Consider the following 15,586-nt stretch of genomic DNA (forward strand, 5'->3'; position numbering starts at 1 on the left):
AAGCCTGGCTCCGCGCGCTGCGACCTTTCGGTCCTCGTTCTCGATGTCAGATAATGCCGCGCCCGCTCGCCACCAATGCGACGAATAGCGTCGCGACGGTCAGCACGCTGAGCACGAGGAAGATCGGCGCGACCCGCATCCGCTGCGCCTCGCCCAGGCCGCCGGAAATGAACCAGATGAATGGCACCAGGCTGACCCAGTAGAGCGGGATGACGTACCAGTCCGGTGCATCGGCGCCCTGCACCATCGCGAGACCCACGGTGATCAGCGCCACGGCGAGGCTGAACGGCGCCGCGACGAACGCGCCCCAGAACACGCCCGCCCGCGTGTCGCGGTAGCTGCCCTGCCCGCCGAGCGCCCGCAGCACGAAGCCCGAGATCCCGGCGAAGGAATACATCAGCGCCGTGCGGCCCATCAGGATCAGCACCAGCACGATGCTGACCTGCACCGGCATCGGGGCCGCGGGATGCGGGACCACGACGGTCTTCAAGGTCCAGGACAGGAACACGACGATATCGGCCATCAGCACGTAGAACAGCAGCCGACCCTCGGCCGGATCCTCCCGGATCAGCCGCCGGGTGGAGGTGCCCATGTCGCGCCACGCATCGACGATCCGCCAGGCCAGACCGGCATGCCGCTCCTCGTAGTGGCCATGCGTGATGTCGAACTCTTCGATCATGCTGTGATCGACCATGATGTGTCCTTTCCTCGCGTAGCAAGGAGCTTTCCATGCGAATGCGGTGAAAATCGGGCGCCGGTGAGGTCATGTCGTGGGCACCTGCAGGCTCAGCGCGAAGAGAACCGCGCCGATCGCCAGCATGACGAGCGCGACGGGCCAGGTCTTCGCGAAGCCCTCGGCCTCGGCCAGCGAGCCCGACCAGACATGGATCAGCATCAGCTGCCCCGCCATCCCGACGAGGAAGCTCGCCTCTCCCAACACACGCCCGCCGAGGATCACCGCGAGCCCCAGCAGAAGCGCCGAGAGCAGCGCAAAGGGAGCCGAGGCGAGCATCGCCCAGAACAGCGCCAGCGAGCCCCCGCGCCACCCGGCCTTGCCGCCGAACAGCCGCGCGACGAGATGCGATAGCGGCCCGACCACGATGCCCGCGACGATGACGCCGAGCGCGCCGAGCGCCACCTGGAACACGCGCGCGGCAATCAGCGCGCCGGCCGGCTGACCGCCCTCGGCCAGATCGCCGACCAGTTGCGCATTGGCGAGGTTGGCGATGCCATAGAGCACGCCTGCCACCATCAGATAGCTCGCCGCGCGCCCGCCCACGTCACCGGCGGCGATCAGGCGCGCCATGACGGGGCGCGGGCGGCCCCAGGCCTCCACGATCTGCGCCGTGATCGACATGCGTGTCAGCCCTCGGCGCGCCGGTCGAGCCAGGCGGCGATCCGCTCGCGCACCGCATCGGCCAGCGCGTCGTCGCCGATCTCCTGCACCGCCTCGTCGAGAAAGGCGATGACCAGCATGTTGGTCGCCGCCGCCCGCGGCACGCCACGGCTCAAGAGGTAGAACAGCCCCGTCTCGTCGAGCCCACCACAGGTGGACCCGTGCGAACAGGCCACGTCATCGGCGTAGATCTCCAGCTCAGGCTTGGCGAGGAAATTGCTGTCCTCGTCGAGCAGCAACCCCTGGCTGATCTGGTAGCCATCGGTGCGCTGCGCATCCTCCTTCACGAGGATCTTGCCCTGGAACACGCCGGTCGCGCCGTCCTTGAGCACCTTCTTGAACACCTGGCGGCTCTCGCAATCCACGGCGTCATGCGTGACGAACACGGTGTCGTCATGGTGGAAGCTGCCCTCGCCGATCGCGGCGCCTGCGACATGCGCCGCGGCCTCGTCGCCGGTGAACTCCACGACCTGCTCGTTGCGGGTCATCACGCCGTTCATCGACAGGGTGAAGGACTTGTAGGACGCGGTCGCGGCCAGCCGCGCGAAGGCGGCGGTGAAGACCTGACGGTCATGGTCCCGGCCCTGGACACGGACGTGATCGAAGGCACCGCCCTCGGCCACTTCGACCTCCATCACCGAATTGACTCGCGCGCCTGCGACGCCCTGCTCCAGCACGGTCAGCGCGGCCCCGGCCTCGACCTTCACGATGTGGCGCAGCACCGCGTCGGCGCTCGCATCCTCGTGCAGGTAGTCGATCAGCACGGGCTTCGTGACCTTCCCGGTCGCACGCAGCACCACGCCCTGCCCCGCGAAGGCAGTGTTGAGGATCGCGAACTCACGCGGTACCGGCATCTGGCCGCGCGCCTCCAGCACGCCGAACAGGTCCTTCGCCCAATGGATGTCTGTCGCCAGCGCATCCGAGAGCGTCGCGACCTCCAGCCCCTCGCCCGCCAGGTCGTCCGAGCGATCGGGCGCGAACACCCCGTCGACGAACACGATCCGCAGCGCATCCACGCCGTCGAAGACCGGCTCATGCGGTGCGGGCGTCACCGCGTTCGGCACGTCCTGCGACAGCAGGCCGGGATTGGTGAAGCGCCAGTACTCGTCCCGCCGCTGCGGCGCGCCGGTCGCCGCCAGCCGCGCACGGGCATCGGTGCGCACGGCCTCGGCCCAGCCCGCACCGCCCGCGGGGGCGGCATGCCGCGCGATCAGCGCATCGGGGGCGAGGCGGTTTTTCGCCTTGACCGCAACCATTTACGCCACCTCGTTCAGGATGTCGCCGTAGCCGTTGTTCTCGACCTCCAGCGCGAGTTCCGGCCCGCCGGTCTTCACGATTTTGCCGTCGGCCATGATGTGCACGACGTCCGGTTTGATGTGGTCGAGCAGCCGCTGGTAGTGCGTGATGACGAGGAAGGCGCGGCCTTCGTCGCGCAGCGCGTTCACGCCGTCCGCCACCAGCTTCATCGCGTCCACGTCGAGGCCGGAATCCGTCTCGTCGAGGATGCACATCTTCGGCTCCAGCATCGCCATCTGCAGGATCTCGTTGCGCTTCTTCTCACCGCCCGAGAAGCCGACATTGACCGGACGCTTCAGCATTTCCGCGTCGATCTTCAGGCTCTTGGCCTTCTCGCGCACGACCTTCAGGAACTCGCCCGCGGACAGCTCCTCCTCGCCACGCGCCTTCCGCTGCGCGTTCACCGCCGTGCGCAGGAAGGTCATGTTGCCCACGCCGGGGATCTCCACCGGGTACTGGAAGGCGAGGAACAGCCCCTCCGCCGCCCGCTCCTCCGGCTCCATGTCGAGGATGTCCTCGCCCGCCAGCGTGGCCGAGCCGTCCGTGACCTCGTAGCCGTCGCGACCCGACAGCACGTAGCTCAGCGTCGACTTACCCGAGCCGTTGGGACCCATGATCGCGTGGACCTTGCCCGCCTCGACGGTCAGATCGACACCCTTGAGGATCTGCTTGTCCTCTTCCTCGAGCTTCACGTGCAGGTTCTTGATTTCCAGCATAGTCTCTATCCCAGTTTCACCGCGGTCCCGCTGACGCTCACCATCAGCATTCCGCTTTCCTTTCCCAGGACCTCGTAGTCGAGGTCCACGCCGATCACCGCGTCGCATCCCATGCGCGCGGCCTCGGCCTCCATTTCCGACATCGCGATGTCCCGCGCCTTGCGCAGCGAGCCCTCATAGGCCCCCGCGCGCCCGCCGATCACGTCGCGCACGCCCGCGAAGAGATCGCGGAACATGTTGGCGCCCATGATGGCCTCGCCCGTGACGATGCCGTGATATTCCACGATGCGACGGCCTTCGATGCCGTTGGTCGTCGTGACGATCATGCGCTCGGTCCCTTGCCCTGCGGTCCGTCGATCTCCGCATCGTATTCGTAGAAGCCGAAGAACCCGCCCAGCCAGCCATGCACCACATGGAACAGCGCGCCGAACAGGGCCGCCTTCAACGCGGCCTCCAGCGCGATGGCGAAGGTGGTGCGCGTCGACTCCTCCAGCAGCATGTCCGCAAGGAAGCTGAGCACGAAGTAGATCACCACGGCGATGATCGTGGCGGGGAAGTAATGCCTCATCTGTCGTCCTCGTCGTCGAGATGCACGTCCGGCCCGTGCGGCCCGTCTTCCTCCGCCTGCCGCTCCTGCGAGACATCGCGGGAGGAATAGGCCCAGAGGATCCCCGCCCCGACGATGACGACCCCGATGATGGTCATCAGAACGATGGTACTGCCTGCCATGTCTCTCACTCCTTCGGATCTGCCTGTAGCCGGGCTTGGGCGGCCCGACGCCTTGCACGAAGCGAAATGTGGCCTAGCCCACCGACCCTTCCAGCGAGATCGCGACCAGCGCCTGCGCTTCCATCGCGAATTCCATCGGCAGGGCCTGCAGCACCTCCTTGCAGAAGCCGTTGACGACCAGGGCCACGGCCTCCTCCTCGTCCATGCCGCGCTGGCGGCAATAGAACAGCTGGTCGTCATCGACCTTGGAGGTGGTGGCCTCGTGCTCCACCCGGCTCGAATTGTTCTTCACCTCGATATAGGGAACCGTGTGCGCGCCGCACTTGTCCCCGATCAGCAAGGAATCGCACTGGGTGTAGTTGCGCGAGTTCTTCGCGCGTGGGTGCATCGAGACCTGCCCGCGATAGGTGTTCTGCGCGCGGCCCGCGCTGATCCCCTTCGACACGATCCGCGACTTGGTGTTCTTGCCCAAGTGGATCATCTTGGTGCCGGTATCGGCCTGCTGCAGGTTGTTGGCGATGGCGATCGAGTAGAACTCGCCCTGGCTGTCATTGCCGCGCAGGATGCAGGACGGGTATTTCCAGGTGACGGCCGATCCGGTCTCCACCTGCGTCCACATCACCTTCGAGCGGTCGCCACGGCAATCCGCGCGCTTGGTCACGAAGTTGTAGATGCCGCCCTTGCCCTCCTCGTCGCCGGGGAACCAGTTCTGGACGGTGGAATACTTGATCTCCGCATCCTCCAGCGCCACCAGCTCGACACAGGCCGCGTGCAGCTGCGCGGTGTCGCGCTGCGGGGCCGTGCAGCCTTCGAGATAGGAGACGTAGGAGCCCTTGTCGGCCACGATCAGCGTGCGCTCGAACTGGCCGGTATTCTCCGCATTGATGCGGAAATAGGTGGAAAGCTCCATCGGGCACTTCACACCCTCGGGCACGTAGACGAAGGACCCGTCCGAGAACACGGCGGCGTTGAGCGTCGCGTAGTAGTTGTCCGACTGCGGGATGACCGAGCCGAGATATTTCTTCACCAGCTCGGGGTGATCCTTGATCGCCTCGGAGATCGAGCAGAAGATCACGCCGGCCTTGGCCAGCTCGTCCTTGAAGGTCGTGCCGACGCTGACGCTGTCGAAGACGGCATCGACGGCGACCTTGCGCCCCTCGGCGGCAGCCTCCTCCGCGCCCTCGACCCCGGCGAGGATCATCTGCTCCTTCAGCGGAATGCCCAGCTTCTCATAGGTGGCCAGCAGCTTGGGATCGACCTCGTCGAGCGATTTGGGCTTCTGCACCATGCTCTTGGGCCGGGCATAGTAGTACTGGTCCTGGAAGTCGATCTTCGGATAGTCGACCATCGCCCACTCGGGCTCGTCCATCTCGACCCAGCGGCGATAGGCCTCCAGCCGCCAGTCGAGCATCCACTCGGGCTCGCCGTTCTTTTCCGAGATCAGGCGCACGATGTCCTCGGTCAGCCCCTTGGGGGCGTATTCCATCTCGATCTCGGTTTCCCAGCCATACTTGTACTTCCCGGCGAGCGACTGCACCGCGGCGACGGTCTCGTCCTCGACGCCCTCTTTCGCCCGTCCGATATCGACCTGTGCTTCGTCCAATGCAGCCATCGTGCCGTTCCTTTCCTCGGGCCCCGCGGGGCCTCATATCCGTGTCACGCCGCGCGGGCGCGGAATTTTGCGTGTTGCCGCGCCCAGGCGGCGACGAACCCGTCCACCTCGGCCCGCATCGTCGTCGGCCCCAGCGAGATGCGGATCGCGCTGCTCGCGGCGTCCGCATCGAGGCCCATCGCGCGCAGGACGCGGCTCTCCTTCACCTTGCCGCTCGAACAGGCGGAGCCTGCCGAGATCGCGAAGCCCGCGAGGTCCATCTGCATCACCTGCGTCTCGCCCCGCCAACCGGGCACGGCGATGCATGTGGTGTTGGGCAGCCGCGCGGCCCCTTCGCCGACCAAGATAAGGTCGGGGGCCGCATCCCTCAACGCGCTTTCTAGAATATTTCTAAGTTCGGCGACCGCCTCCCAGCGCCCCGCGTCCAGATCGGCCTGCGCCGCTGCCGCGGCGGCACCCATTCCCGCGATGGCGACGACGTTCTCGGTCCCGGCCCGGCGTCCCATCTCCTGCCCGCCACCGCGAAGCTGTGCGGCAACGTCGAGGCCACGGCGCAGGATCAGGGCGCCCGCACCCTTCGGCCCGCCGAATTTGTGGGCCGAGATCGCGGCCATTTCCGCCCCCGACCAAGAGAAGGCGAAAGGCACCTTGCCGACCGCCTGCACCGCGTCGGTGAAGGCCAGCCCCTCGGGCAGGTCCTGCAGCACGCCCGTCTCGCTGTTTGCGGCCTGAAGCGCGCTGCGCTCCGGCTCGGCGACCGTCACGCGGCCCGCCTCGTCCACGGGCACCGCGCCATCCGTCCAGGCGGCCACGCAATCATGCTCGATCGCGGCCCCGGCCAGGTCACGCCCCGCCAGCGCCAGCGATGCCGCCTCCGTCGCGCCGGAGGTGAAGACGATATCCGCCTCGCCCGCGCCCGTCGCCTCGGCCACCTGCGCCCGTGCCCGCTCCACGATCGCCTTGGCCGCGCGCCCCTCGGCATGGACCGAGGACGGATTTCCCAGCACGTCCATCGCCGCGATCATCGCGTCGCGCGCCTCGGGCCTGAGCGGGGCCGTGGCGTTCCAATCGAGATAGGCGCGGCTCATTCGTCCACCATCTCCAGCAGTGCGGGCACCGCCGGACAGGGCGCGAGCTGGTCGCCGGTGATGTCGCTCAGCCGCGTCTGGTGCAGGAAGACATAGACATGCGCCGATAGCTGCTCCCACAGCTTGTCGGTCAGTGCCAATTCCTGCGTTCCGCCCGACGCACCCTTCACCCCGGCGCCGCGGGTCAGCGCGTTCATCGTCTCGTCCACCGCGGACAGGATCTCGCTGACCCGGATGGTGTCGGCATCGCGGCCCAGCCGGTAGCCGCCGCCGGGGCCGCGCACGCTGTCGACCAGCCCCGCGCGGCGAAGTTTCACGAAAAGCTGTTCGAGATAGGCGAGGCTGATGTCTTGCCGCTCCGAGATCTCCGACAGCGTCGTCAGCACCTCCTGCGGCTGCCGGGCGAGGTCGGCGAGCGCGATCATGGCGTAACGACCCTTGGTGCTCAGCTTCATGTCCGGCTCCGCTATTGACGCGACGCGCGGCAGACTATACCTGCCACGGCTTGAAAAGAGCCATCCACGACGCTCTTTAGAACTGTTCTAGAATTTCCGACCGGAAGCGTCAAGCATTCCCGACCGGACCACGACAGAGAGGTCGCATCCCATGCCCGAGGTGATTTTTCCCGGACCCGAAGGACGGCTCGAGGGACGTTTTCACCCGCAAAAGAGCAAGGACGCGCCGATCGCCATCATCCTGCACCCGCACCCCAAATTCGGCGGGACGATGAACAACAAGGTCGTCTACAACCTCCACTACGCCTTCCACGAGATGGGCTTCACCGTGCTGCGCTTCAATTTCCGCGGCGTGGGGCGTTCGCAGGGCGAATACGACCAGGGCATCGGGGAGCTCAGCGATGCGGCCTCGGCGCTCGACTATCTGCAATCGCAGGCGCCGAACTCGCGCCAGTGCTGGGTGGCGGGCTTCTCCTTCGGCGCGTGGATCGGGATGCAGCTGCTGATGCGGCGGCCCGAGGTCGCGGGCTTCATCAGCGTGGCCCCGCCCGCGAACATGTACGACTTCACCTTCCTGGCCCCCTGCCCCTCCTCTGGCCTCATCATCAACGGCGACGCGGACCGCGTGGTGCCGCCCGCCGACGTGACGGGCCTGGCCGAGAAGCTGCAGCAGCAGAAGGGTATCACCGTCACGCACCAGACGGTGCCGGGTGCCGGTCACTTCTTCGAAAGCGGCATGGACGAGATGATCGGCTCGGTGAAGGACTACGTGACGCGCCGCCAGGCCGAGCCGAACATCCGCTGAGGGCTCAGAACGGGATGCGGAACGCCGCGCCCGGCCCGTTCAGCACCGCGACTTCCGAGCCGAGCTGACGCGCCAACGTCTGCACGATGGTCATGCCGAGCCCGGAGCTCTGATCGAGGTCGAAATCCTCGGGCAGGCCAACCCCGTCGTCGCGATAGGTCATGGTCCGCGTCTCGCCATCCTCCAGCACGACGCGGATCTCGCCGCTGGCACGCCCGTCGAAGGCGTATTTCAGCGAGTTCGTCATCAACTCGTTCACCGCCAGGGCCAGCGGGATCACGTCGCGCGACTGGACCATCATGTCCTGCGGGGCGACGCATTCCACGACCAGATCGACCTCGCCGGCCAGCGCCTCGGTCACGTCCTGCATCAGCTTCGAGAAGTGGTGGCCCGCATTGACGGTCCCGCCATCTTCCGAGCGATACATCGCGCCGTGGATCGCGCCCATGACGTGAAGCCGCGACTGCACCCGGTCGAGCACGCCGATCACCGCGTCCTCCTGCGTGCGCCGCCGCTCGTAGCGCACCAGCGAAGCGAGGAGGTTAAGGTTGTTTGCGACCCGGTGGTTCACCTCGCCCAGCAGCATCTCCCGCACGCTCAGCGACAGCGTCAGCTCCGCCAGCGCCGCCTCGCGCGAGGTGACGTCGCGGATGGTGAGCACGCAGCCGAGCACGCCGCCCGCCGCATCGTGGATGCGCCGCGCGGAGCCTTCGGCGGTGATCGTGGTCCCGTCCGGGCGGCGGATGTCCCACATCTCGTTCTCGACGATCTCGCCGTCGCGCACGGCGCGAGCCAGCGGAAGTTCCGCCGACGGGTAGGGCGTGCCGTCCCGGCGGTAGAGCCCGTAGGTCTCGGAATAGTCCTCGGTCTCGACCCCGAGCTCCGCCACCCCGTGCAGCGTCGCCGCCGTCTTGTTGACGAAGACGATCGTCCCGTCGCTATCCGTCAGGATGATGCCCTCGCCAAGCTGGTCCCAGGCTTCCGCCTGCAACCGCGCCAGCTGTCCGTCGCCCATCTTGGAGCGTTCCTTCTCAAAAATGCGCCCGCGGGCGTTATCCCGCCGGTTGCGCCGTCTCCACCACCTTCACGAACCAGGATGCGCCGATCGGGCTGATCTCGTCGTTGAAGTCGTATTCGGGATGGTGCAGCCCTGCGCCGCCCCCGCCCCCGAGGAACAGGTATGCACCGGGACGGCGCTCCAGCATATAGGAAAAATCCTCCGCCCCCATCATGGGCGCAACGTCGGTATCCACCGCATCCTCGCCCGAGATCGCCCGCGCCACGCCGGCGGCGAACTCGGTCTCGGCCGGATGGTTCACGGTGACCGGGTAGCCGCGCTGGTAGTCGAGCGTGGCCTTCGCGCCATGGGCGGCCGCGATGTTCGACGCCACCTCCTCCATGCGCGCGATCACCAACTCGCGCACCTCCTCGTCGAGCGTGCGGACCGTGCCGCCCAGCTCCGCCGTCTCGGGGATCACGTTGTGGGCCGAGCCGGAATGGATCGTGGTGATCGACAGCACCGCGCTTTTCAGCGGATCGGTGTTGCGCGCGACGATCATCTGCAGCCCTTGCGCGATCTGGCAGGCGACCAGCACCGTGTCGATGCCCTGATGCGGCATGGCGGCATGCGCGCCCTTGCCGGTCACGGCGATGGTGAAGGTATCGGCCGCCGCCATCAGCGGGCCGGGCCGGGTGTGGAAGGTCCCCACCGCCTCGCCGGGATGGTTGTGCAGGCCGTAGACCTGCCCGATCCCGTATTTGTCCATGATGCCCTCGTCGCACATGGCGAGGCCTCCGCCGCCGCCTTCCTCCGCCGGTTGGAAGATCAGCGCGACGCGCCCCGCGAAGTTGCGCGTCTCCGCCAGATACTTCGCCGCGCCCAACAGCATCGCGGTGTGCCCGTCATGGCCGCAAGCGTGCATCTTGCCATCGACCTTGGACTTGTAGCCGTTGTCGTGCACCTCCTGGATCGGCAGCGCGTCCATGTCGGCGCGCAGGCCCACCGTCGGGCCGTCGCCGCCCTGCCCCTGGATGATCGCGACCACACCGGTCTTGGCGATGCCGGTCTCGATCTCGTCCACGCCGAATTCCTTGAGCCGCTCGACCACGAAGGCCGACGTTTCGTGACAGTCGTAGCCTAACTCGGGATTCGCGTGGATGTGGCGACGCCAGGTCTTCATGTCGTCGTGGAACTCGGCGATGCGGTTGATGATGGGCATGGGGGTCTCCTGAAACGGCATTTGCCCGCAGCTTCTGCCTCGCCCCCGGAAAGGTCAAGCGGGCTGCCCCTTGCCGCTCGGACCCTTGCGGATCTGGCGGCATCCGCGCAGGGTCTCGCCCATGAAACCGAACCCCGACCGCATCCGCTCCGACGAGATCGTCCTGAATGGCGGCGCCTCCCTCGACCGGCTGGTGGAGATCATGGCCCGCCTGCGCGCGCCCGATGGCTGCCCCTGGGACCGGGAGCAGGACTTCGCCTCCATCGCCCCCTACACGCTGGAGGAGGCGGCGGAAGTCGCGGACGCCATCGCCCGCGACGACATGCCCGAGCTGAAGGGAGAGCTGGGCGACCTCCTGTTCCAGGTGATCTACCACGCGCAGATGGCCGACGAATCAGGTCATTTCACGCTGGCCGAGGTCATCGAGGGCATCTCCGACAAGATGGTCCGCCGCCACCCCCACGTCTTCGGCGACGCGCCCGGGCGCGACGCCCGCGCGCAGGTCGCGGATTGGGAGCGGATCAAGGCGGAGGAACGTGCGGCGGCGGGCAGGACGCGGACCCGCACACTCGACGGCGTGGCGCTCGGCCTGCCCGCGCTGACCCGCGCGGTGAAGCTGCAGAACCGCGCCGCACGCGTCGGCTTCGACTGGCCCGAAACGGTGCAGGTGCTCGACAAGTTGCTGGAGGAATCGCGGGAGCTGGTGGAGGCGCGCGACACCCTTCCCCATTCCGAGCAGGTGGCCGAATTCGGAGATCTGATGTTCGTGATGGCCAACCTCGCCCGGCATCTCGACATCGACCCCGAGGCCGCGCTGCGCGGCGCGAATGCCAAGTTCCAAAGGCGATTCGAAGCCATCGAGGACGCTCTGGCCGAAGATGGCCGTGCGCCCGCGGAGTCGGATCTCGCCGAGATGGACGCGCTCTGGACCGCGGCGAAGCGGGCCGAGCGCGACGCGCCTCAGTCCTGAGGCATCCGCGCGTGGCGCAATCCCTTGATGGCCGCGCTGTCGGACGCCTCGCCCCGCGGGGCCCTGCGTGCCGTGCGCGACCCGTTGCCCCGGACCAGCGTCATCAGCAGGACGAACGCGCCCAGCGTGAGGATCACGAACTGCACCTGGTCCGCCGACATGCCGAGCGCCCGCGTCATCGCGTTCACCTGCGCGGAGAGGTAGAGCAAAACTTCCTGGGTCGGGTCCATCCTGGGCACTCCTTGATCCGTAACCTGACGCCGCGACACCCCCACGATGGCGCCTGACAACCTTTGCGTGTATTCACGGTAGCGATAAACCTGAAGTTGTCCACTCCCTCTTTGCGCAATCGGGGTGCGTCATGTAGTCAGACCGCGACGCATCACAGCATGAGCAGGAGCAGGAGCCCCCATGACCACGATTATCGACATCATCGGACGCGAGATCCTCGACAGCCGCGGCAACCCGACGGTGGAGGTCGACGTCTATCTGGAGGACGGCTCGATGGGCCGCGCCGCCGTACCCTCCGGCGCCTCGACGGGCGCGCATGAGGCGGTGGAACTGCGCGACGGCGACAAGGGCCGGTATCTGGGCAAGGGCGTGACCAAGGCGGTCGAGGCGGTGAACGGCGAGATTTGCCAGGAGATCCTCGGAATGGACGCGACCGAGCAGGCGCTGATCGACGCCGCGCTGATCGCGCTCGACGGGACCGAGAACAAGGGCCGGATCGGCGCGAACGCGATCCTCGGCGTCTCGCTCGCCGTAGCCAAGGCGGCGGCGGAGGCAACGGGCCTGCCGCTCTACCGCTATGTTGGCGGCACCGCGGCACGGGTGCTGCCGGTGCCGATGATGAACATCATCAATGGCGGCGAGCATGCCGACAACCCGATCGACATCCAGGAATTCATGGTGATGCCCGTGGGCGCCCCCACCTGCGCCGAGGCGATCCGCTGGGGGGCCGAGATCTTCCACACGCTCAAGAAGGAACTGTCGGCGGCCGGCCACAATACCGGGATCGGCGACGAGGGCGGCTTCGCCCCTGCGCTGTCCTCGACGCGCGAGGCGCTCGACTTCATCATGACCTCCATCACCAAGGCGGGCTACACGCCCGGCGAGGACGTGTTCCTGGCGCTCGACTGCGCCTCGACCGAGTATTACGAGGGCGGCAAGTACGAGATGAAGGGCGAGGGCAAATCCCTGTCCAGCCAGGAGAATGCCGACTACCTGGCCGAGCTGGTCGACGCCTACCCGATCATCTCGATCGAGGACGGCATGGCCGAGGATGACTGGGAGGGCTGGGCCGCCCTGACCGCCAAGATAGGCGACCGCGTCCAGCTGGTCGGCGACGATCTGTTCGTGACCAACTCCAAGCGGCTGAAGCGCGGGATCGAGGAGAAGGCGGGCAACTCGATCCTCGTCAAGGTCAACCAGATCGGCTCGCTCTCCGAGACCATCGAGGCGGTGGACATGGCGCACCGCGCGCGCATGACCTCCGTGATGTCGCATCGCTCGGGCGAGACCGAGGACGCGACCATCGCCGACCTCGCCGTGGCGCTCAACTGCGGGCAGATCAAGACCGGATCGCTCAGCCGCTCGGACCGGCTGGCCAAGTACAACCAGCTGATCCGCATCGAGCAGGAGCTGGGCGAGACCGCGATCTATGCGGGCCGCTCGATCCTGAAGCGCTGACGGCGCTGCGTCCCTGCCGGGGGAGCCCCCGGCGGGGATATTTCTGGGAAGTGAACGCGGTTTCCCCGCGGGGAATGGGTCAGCATGCCTGCCCGTTTCCGCGCGGGGAAATCAGCGGCGATAGATCGTGACCATCCGGTAATCCTTGCGCGGCCCCTCGACCCGCCACTCGGCCCGCCATTCGTGCGGCAGGTCGAAGAGGTAGCGCACGTCGTAGCTGTCGGGGTCGCAGAAGTGATGCGCCTCGGTCCCGCTCACCGCCGGGTCGAAGGCGTGGAAGAAACGGCCGTCCTCGAAGCGCACCTCGATCAGGCCGTCGCTTGCGTCGTAGCGGTAGCGGCGCGTGGCCTTGAAGGGGGGCAGGCCCGCGAAGCGCAGCTCACCTTCCTCCAGATAGTCGAGGCCGCCGCGCGCCGGCGTGAAGGTGCCCTGCCCGGTGAAGCGGCCCGTCCAGTTGCTATCGAGGTCGAACACGTCGCGCGTGATCGTCCAGTGCCCGGTGAAGGGCGCGAGTGGACCTGTCATGTCGCCCTCCCTTGTTTGCGTGGGCTGAGGGGTCTATCACCCGCTCGACCCCTGAAACGCAAGGTGAGCCCGCGATGATCCCGAGATATTCCCGCCCCGACATGGTCGCCATCTGGTCGCCGGAGACGAAGTTCCGCATCTGGTACGAGATCGAGGCGCATGCCTGCGACGCGCAGGCCAAGCTCGGGGTGATCCCTCAGGCCAATGCGGATGCGGTCTGGCGCGCGAAGGATGTCGAGTTCGACGTCGCGCGCATTGACGAGATCGAGGCGGTGACCAAGCATGACGTCATCGCCTTCCTGACGCATCTGGCCGAGCATGTGGGGGCGGAGGATGCCCGCTTCGTCCACCAGGGGATGACCTCGTCGGACGTGCTCGACACCACGCTGAACGTGCAACTCGTACGCGCGGCAGATATCCTTTTGACGGATATGGACAATCTTCTCGCCGCACTCGAACGCCGGGCGCGCGAGCACAAGGATACGGTGCGCATCGGGCGCAGCCACGGCATCCACGCGGAGCCGACGACGATGGGTCTGACCTTCGCGCGGTTCTATGCGGAGATGGATCGGAACCGGACTCGCCTGCGCGCGGCGCGGGAGGAAGTGGCGACCGGGGCGATTTCGGGGGCCGTGGGCACCTTCGCCAATATCGACCCATTTGTTGAAGAATACGTTACCGAGAAGCTCGGCCTGCGGCCCGAGCCGATCTCGACCCAGGTGATCCCGCGCGACCGGCACGCGATGTTCTTCGCAACGCTGGGGGTCATCGCCTCCTCGATCGAGAACGTGGCGGTGGAGATCCGTCACATGCAGCGGACCGAAGTGCTTGAGGCCGAAGAGTTTTTCTCGAAGGGGCAGAAGGGCTCCAGCGCGATGCCGCACAAGCGCAACCCGGTGCTGACCGAGAACCTGACGGGTCTGGCGCGGCTGGTGCGCATGGCGGTGATCCCGGCGATGGAGAACGTGGCGCTGTGGCATGAGCGGGATATTTCGCATTCCTCCGTGGAGCGGGGGATCGCGCCGGACGCGACGGTGACGCTGGATTTTGCGCTGAACCGGCTGACGCAAGTCATTGATAAGCTTGTGGTCTACCCGGATAACATGCTGGCCAACATGAACAAGTTCCGTGGCCTCGTCATGAGCCAGCGCGTACTCCTGGCGTTGACGCAGGCGGGGACGAGCCGGGAGGATGCCTATCGCCTCGTGCAGCGCAACGCCATGAAGGTCTGGGAAGAAGGCGCTGATTTCAAAGAGGAATTGCTGGCGGATGACGAGGTGCGCGCGGCGCTGAGCGCCGAGGAGATCGAGGAGAAATTCGACCTCGGCTATCACACCAAGCATGTCGACACGATCTTCGAGCGGGTGTTCGGAAGAGGTTAACGAACGGGGCCCGGCGCCGAAAACGAGCGGTCTGCCCTGCGTATGGCACGCGTATGGCATGCGTATGGCAGCCTGCCCGACCTTTTCGCGTTAACCTTTGAAACCCGGCGGGGCGATCGGACGTAGCTGAGACATGAGACAGCTTCTGATCGCCCTGCTCTTCGCCACACCGCTCGCGGCACAGGATGCGCACGAGATCGCCTTCGATGCGCTGGAGGGCGGGACGTTCACGCTCGGCGACTTTCCCGGTCAGACGCTGCTGGTCGTCAACACGGCGTCGTTCTGCGCCTATACGCGGCAATACGAGGGGTTGCAGGCGCTCGACGATGCGCGCGACGACGTGACGGTGATCGGGCTGCCGACCGACGATTTCGGCGGGCAGGAATATGACAGCGGGGCGGAGGTCGCGGACTTCTGCGATGCGATGTTCGGCATCACTTTCCCGATGAGCGATATCGTGCGGACCCGCGGCGGCGGGGCGCATCCGTTCTTCGCCTGGGCGGAAGCGCAGGGCGGGCGGGAGGCGGTGCCGCGCTGGAATTTCCACAAGTGGATCATCGACGCGGACGGGCGGCTGGTCGCCAGCCTGCCGACGCGGGTGACGCCCGGATCGAGTTCGATAGCCGAGGCGTTGGACTCGGCGCGTTGAGATTTTGCCTTTTGCCGCACCGCACCCTATATTGTGCGGTGCAGTATCAGGAGGC

At 66.8% G+C, this 15,586-nt stretch carries 19 protein-coding genes; 5 read left to right on the forward strand and 14 right to left on the reverse strand.

The genetic code is table 11. From position 1 onward, the window contains the following. Positions 1-46: 46 nt before the first annotated feature. From RX333_RS01445 to RX333_RS01490, 10 genes are all read right to left on the reverse strand, one after another. Positions 47-694 (reverse strand): YIP1 family protein, encoded by a 648-nt coding sequence (locus tag RX333_RS01445; RefSeq protein ID WP_316013127.1) that lies wholly within the window; start codon positions 692-694, stop codon positions 47-49. Between the two features lie 69 nt (positions 695-763). Next, positions 764-1,357, reverse strand: coding sequence for a hypothetical protein (locus RX333_RS01450; protein WP_316013128.1), 594 nt, complete (start codon positions 1,355-1,357; stop codon positions 764-766). 5 nt (positions 1,358-1,362) lie between these two features. Further along, on the reverse strand, positions 1,363-2,652 hold the full coding sequence (locus tag RX333_RS01455; protein ID WP_316013129.1) for a SufD family Fe-S cluster assembly protein: 1,290 nt from the start codon (positions 2,650-2,652) through the stop codon (positions 1,363-1,365). Then, positions 2,653-3,408 (reverse strand): Fe-S cluster assembly ATPase SufC, encoded by a 756-nt coding sequence (gene sufC / locus RX333_RS01460; protein WP_316013130.1) that lies wholly within the window; start codon positions 3,406-3,408, stop codon positions 2,653-2,655. A gap of 5 nt (positions 3,409-3,413) precedes the next feature. Then, positions 3,414-3,734 (reverse strand): heavy metal-binding domain-containing protein, encoded by a 321-nt coding sequence (locus RX333_RS01465; RefSeq protein WP_316013131.1) that lies wholly within the window; start codon positions 3,732-3,734, stop codon positions 3,414-3,416. Continuing rightward, entirely contained in the window at positions 3,731-3,976 is a 246-nt protein-coding gene (locus RX333_RS01470) for a hypothetical protein (protein WP_316013132.1), read from the reverse strand. The genes RX333_RS01465 and RX333_RS01470 overlap by 4 nt, the downstream gene beginning before the upstream one ends. Further along, the gene (locus RX333_RS01475) at positions 3,973-4,137 is read right to left on the reverse strand and encodes a hypothetical protein (RefSeq protein WP_316013133.1); all 165 of its coding nucleotides are present in this window, start codon (positions 4,135-4,137) and stop codon (positions 3,973-3,975) included. Before RX333_RS01475 ends, RX333_RS01470 begins: the two co-directional genes overlap by 4 nt. A 73-nt stretch (positions 4,138-4,210) precedes the next feature. Then, entirely contained in the window at positions 4,211-5,749 is a 1,539-nt protein-coding gene (gene sufB / locus RX333_RS01480) for a Fe-S cluster assembly protein SufB (protein ID WP_316013134.1), read from the reverse strand. Between the two features lie 44 nt (positions 5,750-5,793). After that, positions 5,794-6,837 carry a cysteine desulfurase family protein gene (locus RX333_RS01485; protein WP_316013135.1) on the reverse strand — a complete coding sequence of 348 codons (1,044 nt, stop codon included), beginning with the start codon at positions 6,835-6,837 and terminating at the stop codon, positions 5,794-5,796. Beyond that, positions 6,834-7,292 carry an Rrf2 family transcriptional regulator gene (locus RX333_RS01490; RefSeq protein WP_316013136.1) on the reverse strand — a complete coding sequence of 153 codons (459 nt, stop codon included), beginning with the start codon at positions 7,290-7,292 and terminating at the stop codon, positions 6,834-6,836. Before RX333_RS01490 ends, RX333_RS01485 begins: the two co-directional genes overlap by 4 nt. Before the next feature lie 151 nt (positions 7,293-7,443). Here RX333_RS01490 and RX333_RS01495 point away from each other — a divergent pair, with 151 nt between their 5' ends. Continuing rightward, positions 7,444-8,097: an alpha/beta hydrolase gene (locus RX333_RS01495; protein ID WP_316013137.1), complete on the forward strand. Its 654-nt coding sequence runs from the start codon at positions 7,444-7,446 to the stop codon at positions 8,095-8,097. A 4-nt stretch (positions 8,098-8,101) separates the two neighbouring features. Here RX333_RS01495 and RX333_RS01500 read toward each other — a convergent pair whose 3' ends face one another. Next, a complete protein-coding gene (locus RX333_RS01500; protein ID WP_316013138.1) occupies positions 8,102-9,112 on the reverse strand; it encodes a sensor histidine kinase in 1,011 nt (336 codons plus the stop codon). Between the two features lie 37 nt (positions 9,113-9,149). After that, the gene (locus RX333_RS01505; protein ID WP_316013139.1) at positions 9,150-10,316 is read right to left on the reverse strand and encodes a M20 aminoacylase family protein; all 1,167 of its coding nucleotides are present in this window, start codon (positions 10,314-10,316) and stop codon (positions 9,150-9,152) included. 121 nt (positions 10,317-10,437) lie between these two features. On the opposite strand from RX333_RS01505, the gene mazG reads away from it, so the two are divergent. Then, complete coding sequence (mazG, locus tag RX333_RS01510) at positions 10,438-11,286, forward strand: nucleoside triphosphate pyrophosphohydrolase (RefSeq protein WP_316013140.1); 849 nt, start codon at positions 10,438-10,440, stop codon at positions 11,284-11,286. On the opposite strand, the gene RX333_RS01515 is transcribed toward mazG, so the two are convergent. Then, positions 11,277-11,516, reverse strand: a complete 240-nt coding sequence (locus RX333_RS01515) for a hypothetical protein (RefSeq protein WP_316013141.1) — start codon at positions 11,514-11,516, stop codon at positions 11,277-11,279. The two genes, mazG and RX333_RS01515, sit on opposite strands and share 10 nt — an antisense overlap. Positions 11,517-11,697: 181 nt before the next feature. On the opposite strand from RX333_RS01515, the gene eno reads away from it, so the two are divergent. Then, the gene (gene eno / locus RX333_RS01520; protein WP_316013142.1) at positions 11,698-12,975 is read left to right on the forward strand and encodes a phosphopyruvate hydratase; all 1,278 of its coding nucleotides are present in this window, start codon (positions 11,698-11,700) and stop codon (positions 12,973-12,975) included. A 111-nt stretch (positions 12,976-13,086) separates the two neighbouring features. On the opposite strand, the gene RX333_RS01525 is transcribed toward eno, so the two are convergent. Then, on the reverse strand, positions 13,087-13,500 hold the full coding sequence (locus tag RX333_RS01525; protein WP_316013143.1) for a DUF6314 family protein: 414 nt from the start codon (positions 13,498-13,500) through the stop codon (positions 13,087-13,089). Positions 13,501-13,574: 74 nt separating this feature from the next. On the opposite strand from RX333_RS01525, the gene purB reads away from it, so the two are divergent. After that, on the forward strand, positions 13,575-14,882 hold the full coding sequence (gene purB, locus RX333_RS01530; RefSeq protein ID WP_316013144.1) for an adenylosuccinate lyase: 1,308 nt from the start codon (positions 13,575-13,577) through the stop codon (positions 14,880-14,882). A gap of 133 nt (positions 14,883-15,015) precedes the next feature. Beyond that, positions 15,016-15,531: a glutathione peroxidase gene (locus tag RX333_RS01535; RefSeq protein ID WP_316013145.1), complete on the forward strand. Its 516-nt coding sequence runs from the start codon at positions 15,016-15,018 to the stop codon at positions 15,529-15,531. Positions 15,532-15,586 lie beyond the last annotated feature (55 nt).

It is taken from the genome of Roseobacter sp. HKCCA0434, from assembly GCF_032464675.1.
Taxonomy (GTDB): domain Bacteria; phylum Pseudomonadota; class Alphaproteobacteria; order Rhodobacterales; family Rhodobacteraceae; genus Pontivivens.